A 21,402-nucleotide genomic window follows, 5' to 3' on the forward strand; every position below is an offset into this window, starting at 1 on the left:
ATCCCTTGGCACACCGGCTGCGCTCCGCAAAGGCGACGCAGCACGAAGCGGAGCTCCGCCGATCACCGCGGTGAGATCGTGCGCCCCCGCTGCGCAAGGCAGAACCTGAGCCCCTCCCGCAGGCTGCGCATCGGGTTCAGCTCGTCGAACGCGACGCCGATCGCGACGAGCGTCTCCGCGACATGACCGCCCAGGCCGGTGAGGACGCAGCGCGCGCCGAGGAGCTGCACCGCCTGAGCCAGCTTGATGAGGTGCTGGGCGGTCATGGAGTCGATGAGCGTGACGCCGGTCAGATCGAGGATCACCCACTCGACGTCGCTGTCTTCCGCCACGCGCACGAGGAGCCGCTCGGTCACCTCGACGGCGCGCACCGAGTCGAACAGCCCGACGAGCGGGAGCGTGAGGATGCCGTGCCATATGTCGATGATCGGCACCGAGAGCTCCCGGATCGCGCACTCCTGGCGCTGGATGGTGTCCAGCTGATGCTCGAGCTCGCGCTTCGAGGCGGCGAGCGCGGCGAGCGCCTGGCTCTTCTGCTGCGTGGTCGCGGAGAGCTCGGAGAGAAAGACGCGCAGCGCCTCCTCGATCACCCCGAAGGCGTCGTGTTCGACCGCCGCCAGCTGCTTCAGCGCGAGCTCGACCTCTCCCGTGGACGCGAGCGCAACCGCATCGATGACGCGTTGCATCCGGCTTTCCTCGATGGAGATCATGTTCTCGGATTCTTGCATGGACTCCTGTGGGTGGTGGCCGGATTTGAACATGAAGGCGGGAAGGCGGGAAGAAAAGATCAATGATCTTCCCGCCTTCCCGCCTTCATGTGAATCACTCCGGGGCAAATCAGGCCACCACCCGGCCTTACCTATCCCGACATCCTACCTTGCGATCGGGCGTGTGAATCGACGTTCGACCAAGATGGGATAGATAGCCTATCCCCGGCGCGGCTGAAATGAGCCTGACCGGTTGATCCGCGCTTCCCCGCTGCCCGCTCTGGCGACCTCGTGTTCAATCGACCGAGCGAACGCAACGAAACCCGGTCGAGACGTCACCTGCCTCACGATCATACGCCAGCCGGAACGTCGCTTTTGCCGTGCTGGCGGAGAAGTCCCACGATCCCCCCCGGAGCACGCCCCTGCTGCCGGTCGCCGGCGCCTGGGGATCTGTCTGGGCGCCTCTGGCATACACGCCTGGGTCCCAGCCGTCGGCCACCCACTCCCAGACGTTGCCCGCCATGTCGAGCGCGCCCGACGGGCTCGCTCCGGCCCTGGCCGAGCCGACCTCCTGGGTGCCCCGGCCGCGCCCGCCGCAGCCCTGCCCAGGAGGCCGAGACACGACCGCGTGCGCGCAGCCTGGCGGCTCGTTGCCCCACGGATACTCGCGGCCGTCGGCGCCGCGCGCGGCGTATTCCCACTCGGCCTCGGTCGGGAGCCGCTTGCCGGCGAAGGCGCAGTACGCGGCCGCCTGCGCCTGGTCGACGCACGAGATCGGGTGTTGCGACTTCGCGGGATCCGCCGCGGTGCAGAGCGCGCCGCGCTGCTCGACGTCGGCGTCGGTCGTGCGGGGGCCGTGCAGGCCGCTCGGCGTGCACCGGCCCGCCTCGACGCAGCGCTGGTAGGCGGCGACCGTCACCTCGGTGCGATCGACGTCGAACGCGCGGGTCAGCGTCACCTCGTGGGGCGGGCGCTCGGATTTGCCGCCCTTCGCGCTGCCCATCGTGAAGCGGCCCGCCGGCATCCGGACCATGTCGGGCGGGGGCGGCGCCTTCATCCGGGGCGCGGTAAGGCCGCCGAGCACGCGCGCCGGCCGCGCCTCGTCGGGGACGCGGTGGCGGACGAACGCGACGGCGCCTGCGCCGGCCGCGGCCAGCGCAGCCGCCGAGACGAGCGCGGGCACCAGGCGCCGCCGCGGAGCGGTCCTGGCGGCCTGGGGCGTGGGAGGGGGCGACGCCGGTTGCGGGGCGGCCTGCGGCGGCGCGCTCGTCGCCAGGCCACGCATCGTCGTGAGGGATGGCGTGGGCGGCGCGCCGGCGGGCGTGGGCGGCGCGCCGACAGACGTGGGCAGCCCGCCAGCGGGCGGGCCAGCGGCCGCGCGCTCCGTCCCCGCCACGCCCAGCGCCGCAGCGCCGGGCGCCGCGCCCGCGGGCGGGCCGTCCGCTGTGAGCGCGACCGCGCCGGCGGGCGCGGCCGTCGCCATCGCGGCCTCGAGCGCTCCCCAGAGCTCGCCTGCCGTGCGGTAGCGCTCCCGCGGGTCGATCGCGAGCGCGCGGCGCACCACCGCCTCGACGGCGTCGGGCGCGCTCACGCCCGCGCCGCCCAGGCTCGGGCGGAACGCCGGATCGGTCGCGGCGATGTACAGCTGCGTGACGTCGCTGCCGAGGAGGGCGCGGTTGCCCGAGGCCACCTCGATGAGCACCAGGGCGAGCGCGAAGACGTCGGTCCACGGCCCGGTCGCGCCGAAGCGGTGGTGAAACTGCTCCGGCGCGCCGTAGTGGACGGTGAAGGCCCGGAGCGCGCTCCCTGTCTCGGCCATCGCCTGCGTCATGCTCGAGAGCTCGCCGAGCACCTTGGCGATGCCGAAATCGAGGACCTTCAGCGTGCGCCGGCCGCCGATCTCGGCGAGGAACAGGTTGGCCGGCTTGACGTCGCGGTGGGCGACGCCCTGCGCGTGCGCGACCTCGAGCGCGTACGCCGCGGGCGCGAGCAGGGCGACCGCCTCGGCGAGCGGGCGCGCCGCCTCGCCGCGGGCGCGCCGCTCGGCGATCTCGCGGTCGAGCGGCACGCCATGGAGCCACTCGAGCACGAGATAAGGCGTCCACTCGCCCGACGGCGAGATCGCGGCGCCGGTGTCGAGGGCCTGCACGATGCCGGCGCTCGCCCGGGAGAGGCGGTGGAGGAGCCGCCCCTCGTCGAGGAGCATCCGCTGGAACGACGCGCGCTCCGCCGGGGCCAGCGATCCGAGCAGCTTCAGGCACTTGACCGCGACCGGCTCGTCGAACCCGAGGTGCTGGCCGCGGTAGACGACGCCGAACCCGCCCTCGCCGACCACGGCGTCGAGCCGGTACTTGCCGCCGATCGTCGCGCCCACCCAGCCGAAGGGATCCGAAGGTGCCATCTCGCGGCGCGAGTCTACACCGGGCGCGGCGGCCGCGCGGAGCTCGCGCCGAGATAGGCGCCGAGCGCCCCGACGCCGTCTGAGCCTCGGCGCCCGAGAGGATCCGGACGGATCCAGAGCGTGCCTGTGTCTCCAGGCCCCCTCAGGGCGCCCGCTCCTCGAACCCGCCCGGCCTCAGCGCCCGCTCGAAGAACGCGCACAGCTCCTCGTGCCGCGCGCGCGCGTCCGCGCGGCCTATCTCGATGAGCCGCCCCGCGAACTCCCCGTCGAACAGCAGGTAGGACAGGAAGTCGGCCTCGCGCTGCTCGTCTCCCTCGGCGAGGCGCCGCATCACGCGGCCGAGCACGCCCGTGGCCCGCGCGCGGAACGCCGGGGAGCGCACGAACTCCGCCGCCAGGCCGCCGATGTCCTTGGAGGCGCGGATGAGCAGCGACCGCATCGGCCGGAGCGCGCGCCCCGGCGGCAGCCCGAGCTCGTCGTTGAGCTCGCCGATGAAGCCCTCGCCATAACGCCGCCGCCCCGCCTCCAGGATCCCGTTGATGCTCTCGAGCCGCGCCAGGTCGTTGTCGATCCGGTCGAGCATCAGCGCGTTCAGCGTCTTGCCGAGCAGGAAGAGGGGCCCGGGGAAGCCCGGCCCGTCGCGCTCGGCCGCGCTCGACGCGGGCTCGATGTACCGCGGATTGACCACGATCACGCCGTCGGCCCCGAGGCGCCGCGCGGGCGACAGCGGGACGTTCTGGCGCAGCCCGCCGTCGCAGTAGAGCTCTCCGTCGATGTTCACCGGGCGGAACAGGATGGGGAGCGCGGACGAGGCGAGCGCGTGCTGCGCGCGGATCGCGGTGGCGCGCGGGGAGATCGTCGGGTCGTGGCTCCAGGGCGGCAGGCCGGGCTCGCGGCGGTGGACGAAGACGACCGTGCGGCCGCTCTTGACCAGCGTCGTCGACACGGTCAGCGCCGACAGGAGCCCCCTCTCGAGGTGGCCGTCGATCCGCTCGAAGGGCACGGCCTCCGCGATCTGCCGCTCGAGGCCCGACGTGTCGAGGAGCGCGGCGCGGCCGCCGCTCGATGGCGCGCGCGCGCTCGCGGCGCCCCCGCGGAGCAGGTCGTGCCCGACCGCGAGCACGCCGCGCACGTCGAGGCGCACGAGGTCGTCGATGCGCAGGCGCGTCCACACCGCGGCGAGCCGCCGCGCGCGGCTCCGCGCCTCGTCCGCGAACGCGGCGAGCCCACAGACGTTGATGGCGCCGACCGAGGTGCCGCACAGGATATCGAGCGGCGCCTCGCGGCCGAGATCGCGAGAGACGTCCTCGAGGATGTGCTGCGCCACGCCGACCTCGTAAGCGCCGCGCGCGGCACCGCCGGCCAGGACGAGCGCGATCTTGGGGGCGCGGCCACTCCGGGTCGAGACGGGCGCCAGGTCAGCCATGCTCGCAGAATACCATGATCACCATCGTGACATGGGCTCTTTGGCGCGCGCTCGACGCGGCGCGCGTGCTACACCGCGCCGTGAGCGCGGGCATGGAGGCGCGCGATGACGGCAATGACGGCAATCTACCTGGCCCTTGCCTACCTCCTCGGAGCGATCCCGACAGGCTACCTCTTCGCGCGGTTCGTCAAAGGGGTCGACCTCCGCGAGGTCGGCTCGGGGAACATCGGCGCGACGAACGTCCTGCGCGCCTTCGGCTGGGGGCCTGGCCTCGCCGTCCTCGCCGCGGATGTGGCGAAGGGCGCGCTCGTCGCCGGGCCCCTCGCGTCGTGGCTCTCCGTCGCGCCGGGCGGGTGGGTCGTCGCGGCGGGCGGCCTCACCGCGGTGCTGGGCCACGACTACACGGTCTTCCTCGGGATGCGGGGCGGCAAGGGCGTCGCGACGTCCTGCGGTGTCCTGCTCGTGCTGGCGCCGCGGTCCACGCTCGCCACGCTGGCCGTCTTCGCGGTCATCGTGCGGGCGACCCGCATGGTCTCGGCGGGCTCCCTCGCCGGCGCCCTCGCCCTGCCCCTCTTCCTCTGGCTCCTCGGCGAGCGGGGCGCCCCGGCCCTCTGCCTCTCGCTGCTCCTCGCCGCGCTCGTCTGGCTCAAGCACATCCCGAACATCCGGCGGATGCTCGCGGGCACCGAGAGCACGATCTCGTTCGGGAGGCGGCGCGACGACGAGCACGACGGCCCGCCGCGCGACGACGAGCGCCGCTGACGGCCGGGGCGCCGCTCGGCCGCCGAGGGCGGCGCCCGCTCACTTGGTCATGGTCGTCGTGAAGATCAGCGCCCCTTGTTTGTCGATGAACTCGAACAGCAGGTTCCTCCCCTCGAACCGCAGATAGGCGAAGCCCTCGGTCTTGTCCGTGAAGAAGAGCTGCCCCCGCTCGGTCGGGACCGAGGAGACGACCGGGCGGGTCTTCGAACCGGCGCCGCTGATGGCGAAATAGACGTTCGGGCAGCCCTCGTCTCGCCCCTTGTCGATGAACTCGAGGTTGTGGTCGTGGCCGGCCATGTACATGTCGGCCCCGCAGTAGATGGCCTGCTGCATGGCGAACATCCCGCTCATCCCGAGCGACGGGTTGTCCGAGGCGTGAACTCCGGACGTGTAGCGGGGGTGATGGCCAAAGACGATCTTCCACGTGGCGTCCGAGGCGGCGACCCGCGCGCTCATGTCGCGCGCCTGGTCATCGGAGGTGAAGTCGACGGTATCGATCCCGAAGAGATGGACGTCGCCGACGCGAACGTCGTAATACGAGGCGGGCATGTGCCACTTGGCGGTCAGCCGCATGCCAGGCCCGTCGCCCACGGGCAGCTGCGAGTAGTCGATCTGCGCTTGCCGCACGCCGCTGCTGCTGGGGCCATGGTCGTGGTTGCCCAGCACCGCATAGAACGGGAGGCCGTTCAGGCCGGGCCTGTCGTAGGGCTGCTCGAACTTGGGACCCCACTGCGCATCGCTCGTGTCGACCACGCCGTGGTCGTAGAAATTGTCACCGTTCATCATCACGGCATGACAGCCCCCGACCTCGATGCACTTCTCGCTCATCCGATCGGCGACCTGGTTCTGCGCGAGGTTTCCCTCTCCGGTGTCGCCGAGAGCGATGATCCTGATGACATCATGGCGAGAGACGACGGCCCCGATGACCTCGGCGCGCCCCGCGCCCGAGCTCGCTCCGGGGTCCGCGGCGCTCCCGCCGCTCGGCCCGGCGCCGCTGCTCGCGCCGCCCGTGCTGGTCGGCTCATGGCCTGTCCCCTCGTGCGCTCCGGCGCTCGGGATCGGCACGCTGTCCGCCACGCCGCAGCCCGCGCCGAACGCGACGGCCGGCGACGCGGAAAGGACGAGGGCAACAAGGGACTTCGTGGAGATCGCGAGAGGACGAGCTGCGCGGAGAGGCTTCATCTAGCGCTCATTGTAACCAACGCCGGTCTCCGATGATCACCCGCCCAAAGCTTTGTTCGTCCCGGCGCGCCAGCAGACCCGAGCACACCAGCTCTTCCACCCAGACCGGACACAGGCGTCAACACGGTATCCACGCCGCGGCCCGGCCGGAGCCATCGCCACGACGTGCGCGCTGATCCCGATCCGCCCCCCAGCATCATCACCATCCCCTTCCGACAGAACCCTCGGGGCCATCCAGAAGCCGGGGCTCGACCACGCTCCCCTGGCCCTCCCGCCGGCGCCCATGCCGTCGCCCGCCATCGGAGCGGCCCCCTTCGACGGCGCCCGTTTTTCGCTTGACGTCAGCGAGATCACAGCATATCGAAGTTGAACATCACTTTCAATATCAACAACGGAGCCAACGTGATCCGAGAGACGCCTCCTGCCCCGAGCCTGTACCGATGCGCAGCGCTCGCCGCTTTCCTCTGGTCCGACGCTCGCCAGGGAGAAGCCTCGTGAGCTCTCGCACACCGCTTTCCGTCGGCCGCCCGCTCCCGTCTGGGCCGTCATGCCTGCCGGAGCCCGCGAGCGAGCAGGGCTGGCCTCCGCCGCCGCACGATCCTCGCGAGCGCGAGCTCGCGCTCGTCGTCGCGGGCTGGGAGGTACGCCTCTTCGGCGGACGGAAGTTCGACTACTTCGTCACGCACGGCTTCTGGCACCTGCAGCTCTGGCACCCCGAGGCGCGCGTCTCGATACTGACGCCCTCGCGGCTCACGCGCGGGCTCTACGAGGCGTATCCGATCGCGAACTGGAAGGCGCAGGCGCCCGACTACGACAAGCTCGCGACGCTCCTCGGCGGGCTGGTCGAGGCGAAGCTCCCGGAGCGGGTGGCGGTGCTCCGCCTCGAGCTCGCCCTCGTCGCCGAGGTCGTTCGAGGCCACGGCGGGGTGGCGTCGTGACGCCGTGTCTCCGGGGGGCGCCCGCGCTCGCGCGGCCTCGTGTCCGGCGATGCAAGGAGGGCTCATGAGCTCCATGACCGTCTCCAGGGACGCGGTGCTCTCGCTGGTCGGGCGCGCCGAGGCGCGGGTGCGCTTTCCGGATCTCGGCTTCGCCGATCCGTGGGCCGAGGCGATGCTGGCCACGCTCGACGTCGATCCGGCTGGCTTCGACGCCAGCGCGCTCCGGACCTCGGCGGCGCGCGCCATGATCATCGACGGGCTCGTCAGGCGCTATTTCGAGCGGAACCCGTTCGGCCTCGCCATCGCGCTCAACGCCGGGCTCTGCACGCGGTTCTCGCGCATCGACAACGGGACGCTCCGCTGGGTGGATCTCGATCCGCCCCACGTGGCGGAGTTCAAGTGCGCGCACCGCCTCTGCCACGCGTCCGAGCGCCACGCCCTCGCGAGGAGCTGTTCGATCGCGTGCACGGGCTGGATGGATTCCCTCCGCGGCGCGAGCGACGTGCCGACGCTCCTCATCGCCGAGGGCGCCCTGGCCGGGCAGCCTCGCGAGCTCGCCGACGCCTTCTTCACGCGAGCCTCCGCGCGCCTCCCGACAGGGACGGAGATCATCCTCGATCACGAGGTGTCCCCGCCCCTGCGCGCGTCGCTCCGGCAGCGCGCGTGCCTGGAGATCCCGGCCCTGGATGGCTCGGCCGCGCGCTACCCGCGGCTGCGGCCGGTCGGCGAGAGCGACGCTCTTCCGGCGCCAGAGCGAGCGCTGCGCGGCCTGCGTGGGATGCCTGGCCGGCACCGCGGCAGAGGTGCGCCGCCGGTCCTCCACCTCCGCTTCGAATGAGCCTCGCGGTTCGCGCAACGGCGTTGCCCCCGAGGAGCGATGTCCCTCCCCCGGGGCGCGGACCGAGAGGAGCCGCCGCGCGGAGATGCCCGCGCGCCGGATCAGTACACGCGAAACTGCCCGCTCAGCGTCAACAGCGAGAGCATGTGGAGCAACCTCGAGAAGTAGCGGGTCTCCCCGGTCGCCGGCGGCGTCGTCCACACCGCCTCGATGTAGGCGTCGCGATCGTCGTTCGTCGCGATCAGCCCGGTGACCCCGTTCATGAAGATGAGCGCCGACTCCGGCGTGGCGTTGAGCATCGCGCCGTCGATCTTGAAGACCGCGCCGTACTTGTCGATGCCCAGCTTCGAGAAGAACCCGAGCAGCCGGTCCGCCTCCTCCACTTGCCACGGGTCGACGCCGAACCAGACGTGGTCGAGCGCGAGGCTCAGCTGCGTGCGGTAGGCCTCGGAGCCGAAGTAGTCCCAGTTGAGCACCGGCGTGCCGTCGAAGTGGGCGCGCACAGGGATGAGCCCGGTGCTCGGGTGCGCGGCCTCCTGCCAGTGGGTGCGCGCGCTGGCGGCAGCCTCGGACCAGAAGGGGTCGCGCATGGCCTGCGCCCAGAGCTCGTAATAGGCGGGCATCTCGATGGAAGGACGGGTGACGTCCGCCGCCGAGACGTGCGGGTAGTCGTAGACGAGCTTCGTCGTCGAATCGAACGTGTTGGTCACCCCCGAGGCGACCCCCCCGTTCTGGGCCTCCTTGTGGCGCATCACCTCGAGCAGGCCGATCGCGTCCAGCCCATAGTCGATGGTCCCGGTGTCGCTCCCCCAGCGGCCGTGGGCGAAGAACAGCGCCATCGCGATCTGCTGGAGGCCAAAAGGATCGAAGCACGCCACCACCGTGCTCCCCGGGACGTCGCACCATGACATGAGATATCCCTGGCCGGGACCGGACTTGAGCTGGAGTGTGGACTTGGCGTATCTCCAGATCCGGTCGAACTCGTCTCGCTTGTCGAGCTCGACCGTGATGATCATCCCGAGGCCGATGCCCTCGGAGCGCACGTTATTGTGGTAGTCGTCCCAGATGTAGGCCTGTTCGGTGCCAGGCACCGGGTAGTAGACGGTCTCGTTGTCGCGATCGCCGTAGAAGAGCTGATCGAAGCTGTCCTCGATCTTGGCCGCGATCTCCTCGTCCGTCTTGCCGAGCACGTCGCGGAACGCGTTGGGGTACTCGGAGGGGCCCGTCAGCGGGCCGAGCTCATCGCTGCTCATCCGGTCGTAGCCGAGCGAATCCACCGTGGTCACACACCCAGGCAGCACACACACCGCCATCCAGGCACCGGCGACGCCGGAAGCTGCGCGGAACGAACGGAGGAGGGCAGGGCAACGCATGACCCAGAGTTTAGTTGTTTACATAGCGCCGTACCCGGGAAGCAAGCACGCTGTTCGGATGCCGGCGAAGAAACGCCGCGGCGCGCTGCGAGGCAGCGTCGGAGCGGCCGCTCTTCGCGAGCGCGTCGATCCGCAGGACCTCGGCCTCGAGGCTCAGCCGCCCGCGCGGATGCGCCCTGGAGTAGGCGTCCAGGAGCGAGAGCGCGCCTCGCGCGTTCCCGCTCGCGAGCATCGCGCGCGCCGCGTCCAGCGCACCGAGCTCCGCCTCCAGGGCGGCGCCCGTACCGGACGGCTTCGGATCGAGCTTCGTGGCCGCAGCGCTGCTGCCACCCGCAAGCGCCGGTGCCATCGTCTCCTCCGCGAGAGCCTCCACCGGCGCTGGCTCCGAGGCAGGCGCCTGCACAGGCTGCACCGCCATCTGCGCGACCGGGTCGGCGAGCGCGGCGCCGAAGCGGTGCGCCGCGGTGACGTCCGGCGCGTCTTGCCCGCGCCAGGCGAGGTAGCCCGCGGGGATGCCGGCGAGCATGCCCACCGTCGAGAGCGCGACGAGGATCTTGGTCCAGCCGAGCTTCACGGCGAGCGACGAGGACGTAGCGGACACCCCTGCCGCGGAGAGCGCCGCAGGCGCCGCCACGCTGGCCGTCAGGGCGGCAGCGCCGGCGAGTCCCAGCGCGGCCAGCGTCTTCGCGCGCGTCTCCGGTGACGTGGGATACGACGCGCCTGCGTTCAGCAGCGCGCGTTCGAGCGGGTTGTCGCTCTCCTCCAGTAGGCGACGTGGTTCCATCATCGTCTCACCTCGCTCGTCGAAACGAGCTCCAGCGCGCGGACGCGCTCACGAAAATCGGCCCTGGCCCTTCGCAGCCGAGAGGCCACGGTGCCCTGCGGGATCCCCAGCACGCCGGCGATCTCCACCATGCTCATCTCCTCGAACTCGTACAGCACGAACACGGTCCGCAGATCGGACTCCATCTGGTCGAGGACCTGATCGAGCATCTGTCGCGCGTGTTTCTGGCTGGTGAGCTGCTCGGGTGTCGCAGCGTCCACAACCTCCGGCGGCTCGGCCGCGGGGAACTCTCGCCGGCGCGCGGCGCTGCGGCGCGCGTGGGCGGCTACGTGAAGCGCGGTCTGGAGAAGAAAGCTCTTCTCGGCGCCCGGCCGGACGTCGTCCAGCCGCTGCGCGGCGGCGATGAAGGTGCGCTGCACCGCATCGTCGATCTCGGCAGCAGGGGTCCCCGCGTTGCGGAGCACCCGACCGATGAAGTCAAGATGAGCATCCACCATCCGTCGCAGGCGCGCGTCCCGCTGCTTCACGTTGGCCGCCGGTGGAGCCACGCTCGCCGGCTCGCTGTCAGGCAAAGCAGGCGATGTCATGACGTCGGCAACCATACTCACCGCGAGGCGAGGCATGAGACCAGTGAAGAATGGACTCTACCGGGAAGCAATGGGCGACAGCCAGAGCGGAACATTGTCCTCGGGTCGGGGGGAGCAGCGTGCCTGCGGCCCAGCTTCCGGATGCCGTCCATGGGTCATAATTCCCAGCGCGAGTCGGAGTGATCACAGAATCCTGGCTTAGAAGTTGTGCACGATTCCAACGCCAACGAGCGGCGAGATCACCGGAGTCTCGCCGACGGTTTCTGCAGACCACCCCATGGTGAACCGCCGGTGAACGAGCGGCACGAGGACGCCGGCCTCGAGCTCGAGGGCTGTGCCCCCGCCGAGGAGCGCAGCGGCGCGCGCGAAGCCTCCCGCGCTCCACCACGATCGCACGGCGGACTCCGGGTTCGAGATACCTCGTCCCGTCGCCGCGAGCCAGCCGCCGGCGGCGACGACGCACGGCTCTGCGCTGACGATAGGGCCGAGCTGCCAGCGCACCGGGCACGCGGAGAGGGCCGCGGCCGCCCACTGGATGAGGGCGTCGCCGCCCGACAGCAGGTCGTTCCGCGCATACATCAGCGAGAGGCCGAACGAAGGGCTCAACGGGCCCTCGACCTGCGGGGTCACCCGGGCACCGAGGGCGGCGCCCAGGCTCGCATGAGGTGCGATAACCTGGGTCACCACCACGTGCGCGCCGAGCGCGAACTTGAGCGGAGGCGCCTCTCGCGGGGCGGGCGGCGGCGCAGGGGGGACAGCGGGCGGCGGCGCAGGGGGAGCGAGGGGCGCGGTCACCTCGACCACCTCGTCGAGCGCGATCGCCGCGGTGAGCGAGAGCGCCTGGACCACGACGTCGCACGACGTGGCATCGACGATCCGCGTGTCGGTCTCGCCGCCTGCGTGAACGACGCGCAGCTCGCCGTGGATCCCAGCCCCGCCGCGGCTCAGCCGGACGCGGACACCCCAGCCGTCCTCTCCGTCAGCCGCGAGGCGCACGCGGTCCGACCGGGCACGGAGGCCCTCGTAGAACTGGTCGGCGGTCGAGCAATCCGCCGGGGCATCGAAGTCGATGCGAATGGGGATCGGCGCCGGCGCCGCGGTGGCCGAGGACCAGCCGAGGACGACGAGCTCGATGAGCGAGATGCCGTCACCGGAAGCCACGGGCCCGAAGGTGCCACGAACCGTTCGTGAACCGCCAGATGGTCATGCACCCAGCAGATGTGCAGCGTGCAAAAATCCAGGGGAGGGGGGCGACGCAGCGCGGTGGCGGCGCGCACACACAGGCGCGGTGAGCTACCTCATCGCGCGAACGTGAGGTCGCGCTCACGCTCCTCGGAGGCGAGCGAGCACCTCGCGCAGCGATCCGAGCTCCGCGTCCGCGCCGGTGAAGTCCGACGGCGCCGTGAGCGGCGACGGGACGACCCAGCACGTCAGGCCCGCGGCCTTGGCCGACCGGAGCCCGCGCTCGGAGTCCTCGATCACGAGGACATCGCGCGCCGCGAGCCCCAGCCGCTCGCAGGCGATCCGGTACGGCTCGGGATCCGGCTTGGCGCGCGCGTACTGATCCCGCGTGAGCGCGAACTCGAACCACCGCAGGAGGCCCGTCGCCGCGTGCGCTCGGTGGAACGGCTCGGGCTTGCTGCTCGTGACGATCGCCATGCGAAAGCGCGCGGCGAGCTCCGTGACGACCTCTCGCACGCCCGGCAACAGCGTGTCTCCGCCCGCGACGAGCTCGAGGTACCGGCGATCCCGCTCGTCGGCCAGCCGCCGCACGCCCGCCTCGTCGACCCCGCGAGCGCTGGCGAGGTGCCAGGCGCCGCGCGCCTCGACGAGGAACAGCTGGCGATAGTCGTCGATGGTGAGATCGACGCCGGCCGACGCAATCGTCTCGCGCGTTGCCTGGAAGTAAAGCCCTTCGGTGTCGACGAGGACTCCATCGTTGTCCCAGAGGATGGCCTTGAACACGCGGCGCCTTCGTAGCGCCGCCCCTCGATGCCGGCAAGCGAGCCCGGCGGCAGCGGGCGCCACGCTCGGCCTCTCATCGGAAGGACGCGCGCACGCGAGCGCCAGGCCGGCGCCACGCTCGGCCTCTCATCGGAAGGACGCGCGCACGCGAGCGCCAGGCCGGCGCGATTCACGTCGTGGACGCCCGCAGCGGCCACCCATCCGCCGGAACCAGCAAGGGTCCCAGCCGAACGCGTCGACGGTTTCCCCGCCTGTCGGTGGGGGAGGCAACCCAGAGGCGACCGAGAGACAAACCGACGAGGCGGCGAGACGAGACCAGACGAGACGCGGAGAAGCCGAGACATAAGCGCTCGCGAAGTACAAAGTTCGTGACTGCGCCACGAGAGATGGTGCTAGCCTCGGTCAAGGCGGATGACACCAACACATCCACCGAGGCGGTGCTCCCATGGGTGACAAATCTCCGAAGGCCAAAGAGCGACAGAAGAAGCAGGACACGGCGGATAAGAACCAGAAGAAGGCAGCCGCGACCGCCAAGGCGTCGCCTGCTCCGGCCGCGCCCGCCAAGAAGGGCAAGTAGCCGGACCGAGCGGGGCCGCGCTCGGCGCGGTTCACACCCCGCTTCGACAAAGCTCCCCACGCGCCTCTCCCGTGGCTCGGCGCGCGCGTCGCTCGGCGCCGGGCCACGGACGAGCCTGATTTCTTCCACCGCAGCATCTTCCTGGCGCGGCGGCCTCGCGCTAGAGAAGGCCGAGCCGTGCGACCCACCCCGCTCCAAGCCGTCGCGCCGCCGCTCGCCGCGCTCGTGATCCTTCTCGCGCTCTGGGAGGCGCTCGCCCGAGCGCTCAGCGTCCCTGCCTACCTCCTGCCGCCCCCCTCGGACGTGGCGCGGGCGGGCGCGGTGAACGCCGCCACCCTGCTCGCCGGCACCGTCACGACGGCGAAGGCCGCGCTCGCGGGCTTCTTCCTCAGCGCCGCGGTCGGCGTGCTCGCCGCCATCACGCTCGCCTCGTCGCGCCCGCTCGAGAGGGCGCTCTATCCCTATACCGTCTTCCTGCAGACCGTCCCGATCGTCGCCATTGCCCCGCTGCTCGTGCTCTGGTGCGGCCCCGGCCTGCGCGCGGTCGCGGTCTCGGCGTTCATCGTCTCCGTGTTCCCGGTCATCGCGAACACGCTCGCGGGCCTGCGCTCCGTCGAGCCCGCGCTGCGGGATCTCTTCCGGCTCTACGGGGCGGGCCGCTTCGCCACGCTCCGCAAGCTCGAGCTGCCCTCGGCGCTCCCCCACCTCGTGACGGGGCTCCGGATCGCGGCGGGCCTCGCCGTCATCGGCGCGATCGTCGGGGAGTTCGTCGCCGGCTTCTCGGAGGACGCCGCCGGCCTGGGCATCCTGGTCCTCTCCGCCTACCGCCAGCTGCGCACGGATCTGCTCTTCGCCGCCGTGCTGCTCGCCTCCGGGCTCGGCCTCGCGCTGTTCGGCGCCGTCGACCTCGCCGGCAGGCGGCTCTTGCGGCGCTGGCATCCTTCGGAGATCAATCGCTGATGCACTTCCCCGACAGCCGCCGGTTGTTCCTGCGACGCCTCGCCTCCCTCGCCGCCGTCCCCCTCCTCGCCCCCGCGTGCTCGCGCTCGCCGTCGCCGGAAGGCGACGGGCGCGCCTCGTCCGCGTCCCCGCAAGGAAGCGCGCCGGCCGCGCCTTCGCAGAGCGCGCCGGCCGCGCCCGCCGCGGCTGCCCCCGATGCGCCGGCCGCGAAGGTGAAGCTCGCCCTCAACTGGGTCCCGGAGCCCGAGTTCGGCGGGTTCTACGCCGCGCGCGAGTCGGGCGCGTTCGCCAAGGAGGGGCTCGATGTCGAGATCCTCGGCGGCGGCGCCGGCGTGCCGGTCGTCCAGATGGTGGCCGGCGGGCAGGTGGATTTCGGCATCTCCGGCGCCGACGAGGTGCTCACCGCCCGCGCCCGCGGCGCGGACGTGCTCCCCCTCTTCGCCGTGTTCCAGACCTCGCCGCAGGCCATCATGACCCACGAGAGCCGCGGCGCGAAGAGCATCGCCGACATCCTCAAGTCGGGCACGCTCGCGATCGAGCCGGGGCTGCCTTACGCCGCGTACCTCAAGAAGAAGTACGGGTTCAACAAGGTGAAGGTCGTGCCGTACGACGGCGGCGTCGCCCGCTTCGTCGCCGACAAGGACTTCTCCCAGCAGTGCTTCATCACCGCCGAGCCGATCGCGGCCAAGCGCAAGGGGAGCGATCCCGCCGCGTTCCTGGTGGCCAGCGAGGGGTTCAACCCGTACGTCGTGGTCGTGATCACGCGCGCAGCCCTCTGGAAGGAGAACCCCGAGCGCGTCCGCGCGTTCGTCCGCGCGACGCGCGAGGGCTGGCGCACATACCTCCAAGATCCGACGCGGTCCAACGAGATCATGGCCAAGCTCAACACCTCGATGGACGCGGAGACCTTCGTCGCCGCGGCCGAGGCGCAGCGGCCGCTGATCGAGACCACCGAGACCAAGGAGAAGGGCCTCGGCGTGATGACCAGCGAGCGCTGGGAGACGCTCGCGAAGCAGCTCGTGGACCTCGGCGTGCTCGAGAAGGCGCCGCCGATCGACGAGGTGCTCGTCGCGACGCGCTGAGCGGCGCGACGGGCGCGCGGCGCGACAGGCGCGGCGCGCGGCGAGAGATCTCTGCGCGCGACTTCGTCTAGAATGTCGCACGCCGCGCCTCGTGGCGCAGCCGCGCCTCAACGCAAGGGAAGAACGCCCTCCATGGCTTCCACGCATCGACCTCGGGCCAGCCGGCTCCCGTTCGCCTCGCTGCCCCTCGCGGCGGCGTACATGCCTGCCGCCGTCGCCATCGCCCTGGCCGCGTGCGGCGACGAGTTCACGGCGCGCCCGCCCGACGCGTCGACGAGCTCGAGCACCGGCGGCGGGAGCGGCGGGAGCGGCGGGAGCGGCGGTGGGTGTCCTGGAGGCGGCATGGTCTGCGGTGACGCATGCGTCGACCCGATGACGGACGCGCAGCACTGCGGCGCGTGCGACGTCGCCTGCCCGAACTTCGGCGGCGAGCCGACCTGCCAGGACGGGGTCTGCCAGTCGCCAGCGTGCGAGGAGAACCGCGGCAACTGCGACAAGGACCCCGAGAACGCCTGCGAGGTGGACCTCCTCACGAGCACCGCGCACTGCGGCAGGTGCGACAAGCCATGCGGCGGCCAGTGCGTACGGGGCGTTTGCGTCGTGCCCACACACATCGCGGCCGGCACGGATTACACGTGCGCGGTGCTCAGCGACAGCTCGGTCTGGTGCTGGGGCAGGAACACCTGGGGCAACCTCGGCGACGGGACGCTGCAGCAGGATCGACCGATCCCGAGGCCGGTCATGGGTCTCAGCGGCGCCGCCAGGGTCGCGGCGAGCATCTCGTCGGGGCGCGCGCACACCTGCGCGGTGCTGACCGACGGCGCGGTGGCGTGCTGGGGCGCGGGCAACAGCGGACAGCTCGGCGACGGCGAGGCGACGAACTCCCCTTCCGCCGTGCGCGCCAAGGAGCTCGCGGGCGCGATCCAGGTCGCCGTCGGCGGGACCCATACCTGCGCGGTGACGGCGTCGCACGAGCTCTATTGCTGGGGCGAGGGCAGCTCCGGCCAGCTGGGCTACGGCGACGAGGTCGATCGGGTCGAGCCCACCGTGATGCTGGACGGCGTGGACTCCGTGAGCGCCGGCCTCTCGCACACCTGCGCGGGCATGATCGAGCGGATGGGCGAGCGCACGATGAACTGCTGGGGCCACAACGAGAGCGGCCAGCTCGGCCTCGGCAACTTCAACCAGCAGAGCACCCCGCAGCCCGTCGCGGGTCTCACCAGCGTCGCGCTCACGGCCGCGGGCGCCTTGCACACGTGCGCCGCGCCGGCGCGCGGCGTGGCCTCCTGCTGGGGCAAGGGAGAGCAGTTCCGCCTCGGGACTGGCGTCGTGAACCCTGAGGCGAATCCCCGGAAGATCTCGGACCTCGTGGACGTGACCCGGATCTCGCTCGGCGCGAGGCACTCCGGCGCGGTGCTGGCGGGCGGCGAGGTGCTCATGTGGGGCGACAACGCGAAGGGGCAGCTCGGCAACGGCACGCAGGATCCGGGGCTCCTTCCGGAGCCGCTCGCGCTGACCGACGTGGTCGAGCTGGCCCTCGGCGATGACCACAGCTGCGCGCTCAAGCGCACGGGCGAGATGCTCTGCTGGGGTGACAACAGGAACGGCGAGCTGGGCGACGGGACCGTCGAGCCCCGGCTCGTGCCGACGCGCGTCGCCTGGCCGACGCAGCCTTAGCGCGACACCTCGACCGCGGGGACCGCCGCGCGCCAGATGCTGAATGGCCTCCGGAAACATTCGGCAGCATTCACCGACATGCGGCCAGGACGCGTTCTCCGCCAATTGCACACATCTGTCGCCACGTGCACTACGTAAATGACGTGGACTGACGTGGACTGACGTGAACCGACGTGGACTGACGTGAACCAACGTGGACTGACGTGACCGCGCTGTGCAGGCAGGGCGCAAGCGCGCAACTACGCGGACACACATGTGAAACATGACGCGGGCGACGCGGGCGACGCGGGCGACGCGGGACCGGTCAGCCAGGCAGCTGCCTCCCTGATATTTCATGAACCGAAGAATTTCGACTCGACAGCCAATCAGCTCAACCGCATATACTCCAGCTATCATGGCCGCGTCCTCAGCCTGACAAAGCCAGGCAATTTGCACTTTGGCTTCTGGATGCGACCTATTTCGACAACTCCGGTCCGGCAACCATGGACCCCTGGAGGTCACATGTCGCAATCCGTCACGTCAAAATTATCGCACCCTAACGGAAAATGGTTGGCTTGCGGCACGCTGGCGCTCCTCTCCGCGGTGTCGCCGCTGATACCGGGTCCGGCGCTGGCGCAGGAGGGATGCTACGGCGAGATCAAGACGTTCGCGACGGTTCCGGCGGCTCCGGGGTTCCCCGAAGGCATCGCGGTCCATGGGAATCGGGTCTACGTCTCCGGCCCAGCGACGTTCGGCACGGCAGGTCAAGGCCCGTCGACCATCGACGTATTCGACAGGGACAGCAAAGTCCACAAGAACACGATCGAGGTGGCGGGCGAGGCGCTCGCCGACGAGCATGCGCTGAGCTGCATCGCCGTCGACGACGATGGCCGGGTCTACGCGCTCAGCACGCAGCTCGGCCTCCTGCGCTTCACGAAGACTGGACACGGATATGTCCAGGAGAGCTACGGCGATCCGCTGCCGGATCTGCCGGCGTGCGTGATGGCCGCGCCGGGAGAGGCGTGCTCGCCGACGCCCTTCCCGACGCCGCCGATACCGAACGATATCGCCTTCGACGAGGAGGGTTACGCGTATGTGACCGACTCGCTGCAGGCGACGATCTTCCGCTACCCGCCCGGGGGCGGCGCGCCGGAGATCTGGTTCCAGAGCTCCGCCCTCGTCGGCAGCGGCGACCTGCCGATCGGCGTGAACGGGATCAGGCTCGATCCGGAGCGGGAGCACGTCTATTTCTCGGTGACGTTCTCCCCGTCGGACACGAGCCTGGGGTCCATCTACCGGCTCCCCCTCGTCGAAGCCCCCGAAGAGGCCGATCTGGAGCTGGTCCACGACTACGATGCTGGCGAGGCGCCCGACGGGTTCGCGTTCGGCAAGTCGGGGAAGCTCTATGTCACGCTCGCGGCGGCCAACGCAATCTCGGTGCTCGACGAGGACGGGGTCGAGGAATCGCGCATCGAGAGCGCACCAGGGGAGGAGATTCCCCTCGACGCCCCCGCCAACGTGGCCTTCAACGACCCGGCGCAGACGCTGCTCATCGTGAATCACGCGAGCTTCACCAGGAACCCCGCGCACTTCGGGGTGCTGAGGGTCTGGGTCGGCGACAAGGCCGATCCGCTCGAGAAGCCGTCGCTCCCTTGAGTCGCTCCCTTGAGACGAGACCAGGGTTCCGGCCGGCGCCCTCGCCTCAGGCGAGGCCCCCGCGCCGGCGCACGATCCAGTGCGCGCCGAGCGCCGCGGCCGCCGCCAGCGTCCAGGCCCAGGGGGGCAGGAGCGGCGCGACGTGGCGCTCGGCCGCCACCTGCGTCGCCGCGGGCAGCGACAGCGAGCCGGCGCCCGACGGGAGCACCGACGCGCCGCCCGTCGCGCGGGCGATCTCCTCCAGGCGGGCGACGTCGGGGCGGGGATCGGCCCACTCGTCGCCGCCGCGCTCGCACGCGAAGTCGCGCCGCGTCGTCGCCCGCTTCTGGTCACCTCCGTCGCCAGCGGCGCCTTCCGGGACGATCTCCACCGTGGCCGAATAACCCCCGGACTCGAGGCGACCGGCGGCGAGCTCGACCGGCTCGCCGCCCTCGCCGATCGGCGCGGTCAACGTCTTCACGACCGCGCCGCTGCCGAGGCGCGCGATGGTCACCCTGGCCTCGCCGCGCTGCCCGGCGAGGGGGCGCAGCACGAGCGCCGTCTCCTCGCCCGCGAGGCAGCCGCCGCGCGGCTCGATCGCGGCAGGCTCGAAGCGCGGATCGCGCATGAGCCAGCCGAGAAGGGCGTCCCAGAACGCGCCGTGCGCGCGGCCCGCGGAGCTCGAGGCGAACGCGCTGAAGAGCAGGCGGTGGCTGCCGTCGAGCGTCAGCGCGATCGTCCGGCCGCTCTCGTGCTCGCCCAGCGAGAGCACCGGCATCGGCGCGCCCGAGGCCGTCGTGCGGGTCGGGTGCGTCATGAGCACCGTCGCCCCGGGGAGCGGATCGCCGACGACGTTGGTCCCCGGCATCTCCGGCATCTCGTCGCCGATCAGCGCGAGCAGCGGCGCGAGCACCGGCGCCGCGCGGCCCGCGGCGGTGATGCGCGGCACGAAGGCGCCGAGATCCACCTTGGGCGCGCGGCCGATGTCGAGATCCACCGGCAGGACGCGGGCGAGCCGCGTGCGCGCATAGTTGCCCGACACGAAGGCGTTCGGGCCGCCCACCATGATGAGCCCGCCGCCCTTGTCGACATACTGGGCAAGCGCCGGGAGGTGCTTGGTCAGGCCGTACGGCGCGGCGTCGAAGTCCTGCAGGACGACCGCATCGAAGCTCGAGAGGTGGACGCTGAAGAGCTCGTCGACCGGGAACGGGATCAGCGCGAGCTCGTCCGACGACGCGTTCACCTCGTCGCCGGGCGTGCGCAGGATGAAGAAGGCCACGACGTCGACCGAGGCGTCGGCCTTGAGCCACATCCGGAGCGCGCGCACGTCGTACGTCGGCCGGCCCGCCACGTGGAGCACCCGGATGCGGTCGCGCGCGACGTCGAGCGTGATGTACCGGACGTCGTTCTCGGGGAGCTCGTCGCCGTCCGGCGCCTTGATCGACACCTCCAGGATGCGGGTGCCGGCGCGGTCGAGCGTCACGCCGAGCTCGACCGTGCCGACGCCGCCCTCGACGTGCGCCGTGCCCGTGGCGAGCGTCGTGGGCGCGCCCTGCTCGCGCAGCTCGCGGGCCACGACAGGGACGGCGTCGCACGCGAGGCCGCCGCTGCAGCCGATGTCGATGCGGAGCGAGAGCGGCTGGTGGGCGACCGCGGCGCCGGAGGTCCGGACCGCGCGGACGCCGGCGTCGCGCACGGACTCGGTCGCCACCGCGACCGTGTGCACCGGGACGTCGAGCCCCTCGAGCGCGGCCCGCGTCGCCGCGGCGGTGTCGTCGGGGCCCGGGCGGTCGAGCCGGCCATCGGAGACGACGACGAACGCCGACGGCCGCTCGTCGGCGGCGCGGGCGAGCGCCTCGAGCGCGGCGCTGAGGTCCGAGCGGCGCTGCGGCCGGCCTCGCGCGGGCGACGCGGGCGCCGCGGCCGACCCGGGGGCGGCGGCCGGCGCCCCCGCGCCCGCGTCCCTGTCGGGCGCCGGCGCGGCGCCAGCGCTCCCGCCCGGCGCCGGCGCGGCGCCAGCGCCTTCGCCTGCCTGCCCGTCGGCCGGCAGCGGCGCCCCTTCGCCGAACACGTAGCGGGAGAGCCGGACGTCGGCGCGCTTCCCGAGCTCCTCGAGCGCGCGCTCGGCGCTGTCGCGGCGGGTCCCCGCGACGCCCGGCAGGTCCATGGATCGGGAGCCGTCGACCAGCACCACGACCTTGGGGCCGACGAGGCTCCCGCGCGACGTGACCGCGACCGGGCGGAGGATGGCGGCGAGCAGGCCGAGCACGGCGAGCGCGCCCGTGAGCGCCGTGCCGAGCGCCGCGCGCGCGGGCGCGGCGCCCACCGCCCCGGCGGCGCGTCCGCGCGCGCGGACGAGCTCGAGCACGAGCAGGCCGAAGCTCAGGGCCGCGACGACGCAGGCGACAGCGACGACCGGCGACGACAGGTCGCCCGAGGGCGCGAAGCTCCGGGTCACGGCCGCTCCGGGAGCGAGAGAAGCGCGGGAAGCGCGCGAGAAGAGGGAGTCCCGCTCGCAGCGCCGGCGTG

The 21,402-nt window shown here is 71.8% G+C and carries 18 protein-coding genes; 8 read left to right on the top strand and 10 right to left on the bottom strand.

All coding sequences use genetic code 11. The annotated features are described in order from the left end of the window. Positions 1-62: 62 nt before the first annotated feature. The 3 genes from WME73_RS30815 to WME73_RS30825 form a co-directional block, all read right to left on the bottom strand. The gene (locus tag WME73_RS30815; protein WP_437739959.1) at positions 63-686 is read right to left on the bottom strand and encodes an STAS domain-containing protein; all 624 of its coding nucleotides are present in this window, start codon (positions 684-686) and stop codon (positions 63-65) included. Between the two features lie 316 nt (positions 687-1,002). Further along, positions 1,003-3,108, bottom strand: a complete 2,106-nt coding sequence (locus tag WME73_RS30820; protein WP_437911869.1) for a bifunctional serine/threonine-protein kinase/formylglycine-generating enzyme family protein — start codon at positions 3,106-3,108, stop codon at positions 1,003-1,005. Positions 3,109-3,250: 142 nt separating this feature from the next. Next, positions 3,251-4,534: a patatin-like phospholipase family protein gene (locus WME73_RS30825; RefSeq protein ID WP_437911870.1), complete on the bottom strand. Its 1,284-nt coding sequence runs from the start codon at positions 4,532-4,534 to the stop codon at positions 3,251-3,253. A gap of 105 nt (positions 4,535-4,639) precedes the next feature. Between WME73_RS30825 and plsY the strand changes: the two genes are divergently transcribed. Next, complete coding sequence (plsY, locus tag WME73_RS30830; protein WP_437739962.1) at positions 4,640-5,296, top strand: glycerol-3-phosphate 1-O-acyltransferase PlsY; 657 nt, start codon at positions 4,640-4,642, stop codon at positions 5,294-5,296. Between the two features lie 39 nt (positions 5,297-5,335). On the opposite strand, the gene WME73_RS30835 is transcribed toward plsY, so the two are convergent. After that, positions 5,336-6,478, bottom strand: coding sequence for a purple acid phosphatase family protein (locus WME73_RS30835; RefSeq protein ID WP_437911871.1), 1,143 nt, complete (start codon positions 6,476-6,478; stop codon positions 5,336-5,338). A gap of 494 nt (positions 6,479-6,972) precedes the next feature. Between WME73_RS30835 and WME73_RS30840 the strand changes: the two genes are divergently transcribed. Together WME73_RS30840 and WME73_RS30845 are read left to right on the top strand one after the other, a co-directional pair. After that, positions 6,973-7,416, top strand: a complete 444-nt coding sequence (locus WME73_RS30840) for a hypothetical protein (RefSeq protein ID WP_437739964.1) — start codon at positions 6,973-6,975, stop codon at positions 7,414-7,416. Positions 7,417-7,480: 64 nt separating this feature from the next. Further along, positions 7,481-8,254 (top strand): class I SAM-dependent methyltransferase, encoded by a 774-nt coding sequence (locus tag WME73_RS30845; RefSeq protein WP_437739965.1) that lies wholly within the window; start codon positions 7,481-7,483, stop codon positions 8,252-8,254. A gap of 101 nt (positions 8,255-8,355) precedes the next feature. Here the strand turns inward: WME73_RS30845 and WME73_RS30850 are convergent, their stop codons facing one another. From WME73_RS30850 to WME73_RS30870, 5 genes are all read right to left on the bottom strand, one after another. Beyond that, entirely contained in the window at positions 8,356-9,540 is a 1,185-nt protein-coding gene (locus WME73_RS30850; RefSeq protein ID WP_437739966.1) for a glycosyl hydrolase family 8, read from the bottom strand. Positions 9,541-9,637: 97 nt separating this feature from the next. Continuing rightward, a complete protein-coding gene (locus WME73_RS30855) occupies positions 9,638-10,414 on the bottom strand; it encodes a hypothetical protein (RefSeq protein ID WP_437911872.1) in 777 nt (258 codons plus the stop codon). Then, positions 10,411-10,998: an RNA polymerase sigma factor gene (locus tag WME73_RS30860; protein WP_437739968.1), complete on the bottom strand. Its 588-nt coding sequence runs from the start codon at positions 10,996-10,998 to the stop codon at positions 10,411-10,413. Before WME73_RS30860 ends, WME73_RS30855 begins: the two co-directional genes overlap by 4 nt. A gap of 198 nt (positions 10,999-11,196) precedes the next feature. After that, positions 11,197-12,159 carry a hypothetical protein gene (locus WME73_RS30865; protein WP_437911873.1) on the bottom strand — a complete coding sequence of 321 codons (963 nt, stop codon included), beginning with the start codon at positions 12,157-12,159 and terminating at the stop codon, positions 11,197-11,199. 162 nt (positions 12,160-12,321) lie between these two features. Next, positions 12,322-12,963, bottom strand: a complete 642-nt coding sequence (locus tag WME73_RS30870; RefSeq protein ID WP_437739970.1) for an HAD family hydrolase — start codon at positions 12,961-12,963, stop codon at positions 12,322-12,324. Positions 12,964-13,408: 445 nt separating this feature from the next. On the opposite strand from WME73_RS30870, the gene WME73_RS30875 reads away from it, so the two are divergent. From WME73_RS30875 to WME73_RS30895, 5 genes are all read left to right on the top strand, one after another. Next, positions 13,409-13,540, top strand: a complete 132-nt coding sequence (locus tag WME73_RS30875; RefSeq protein ID WP_437739971.1) for a hypothetical protein — start codon at positions 13,409-13,411, stop codon at positions 13,538-13,540. A gap of 177 nt (positions 13,541-13,717) precedes the next feature. Further along, complete coding sequence (locus tag WME73_RS30880) at positions 13,718-14,500, top strand: ABC transporter permease (RefSeq protein WP_437739972.1); 783 nt, start codon at positions 13,718-13,720, stop codon at positions 14,498-14,500. Continuing rightward, on the top strand, positions 14,500-15,582 hold the full coding sequence (locus WME73_RS30885) for an ABC transporter substrate-binding protein (protein WP_437739973.1): 1,083 nt from the start codon (positions 14,500-14,502) through the stop codon (positions 15,580-15,582). Before WME73_RS30880 ends, WME73_RS30885 begins: the two co-directional genes overlap by 1 nt. Before the next feature lie 132 nt (positions 15,583-15,714). Further along, positions 15,715-17,259 carry a hypothetical protein gene (locus tag WME73_RS30890; RefSeq protein ID WP_437911874.1) on the top strand — a complete coding sequence of 515 codons (1,545 nt, stop codon included), beginning with the start codon at positions 15,715-15,717 and terminating at the stop codon, positions 17,257-17,259. 549 nt (positions 17,260-17,808) lie between these two features. Continuing rightward, positions 17,809-18,894, top strand: a complete 1,086-nt coding sequence (locus tag WME73_RS30895; protein ID WP_437911875.1) for an SMP-30/gluconolactonase/LRE family protein — start codon at positions 17,809-17,811, stop codon at positions 18,892-18,894. A gap of 46 nt (positions 18,895-18,940) precedes the next feature. Here WME73_RS30895 and WME73_RS30900 read toward each other — a convergent pair whose 3' ends face one another. Then, complete coding sequence (locus tag WME73_RS30900) at positions 18,941-21,331, bottom strand: glutamine amidotransferase (protein ID WP_437911876.1); 2,391 nt, start codon at positions 21,329-21,331, stop codon at positions 18,941-18,943. Between the last annotated feature and the right edge of the window lie 71 nt (positions 21,332-21,402).

Origin of the sequence: Sorangium sp. So ce302 (genome assembly GCF_051530145.1) — a bacterium.
GTDB lineage: Bacteria > Myxococcota_A > Polyangia > Polyangiales > Polyangiaceae > Sorangium > Sorangium cellulosum_B.